Source organism: uncultured Psychroserpens sp., assembly GCF_947501425.1.
In the GTDB taxonomy this organism is placed as follows: Bacteria; Bacteroidota; Bacteroidia; order Flavobacteriales; family Flavobacteriaceae; genus Psychroserpens.
This window is the reverse complement of sequence record NZ_CANMVN010000036.1, coordinates 1-236: the sequence shown is the minus strand read 5'-3', so window position 1 is coordinate 236 and position 236 is coordinate 1. Positions and strand designations below refer to the sequence as shown.

Genomic DNA, 236 nt, shown 5'->3' with positions numbered 1-236 from the left:
GGAACCACAAGTGATCCACTGACCTATAACACGCAAGGGACATTTGTAATCAACTGGACCTTCGATGATGGAAACGGTAATAGTATTGTTGTGCCACAGAATGTGATTATTGATGATGTCACAAATCCAGTGATACCAACCTTATCTGATGTGACAGGCGAATGTTCAGCCACAGCCACAGCACCAACCACAACGGATAACTGCTCAGGCACACTCACAGGAACGACTAGTGATCC

The 236-nt window shown here is 45.8% G+C and carries 1 protein-coding gene; it reads left to right on the top strand.

The window, feature by feature from the left end; all coding sequences use genetic code 11:
- The coding region (locus Q0951_RS17085; RefSeq protein ID WP_299339547.1) for a hypothetical protein at positions 1 to 236 on the top strand (236 nt) is incomplete at both ends.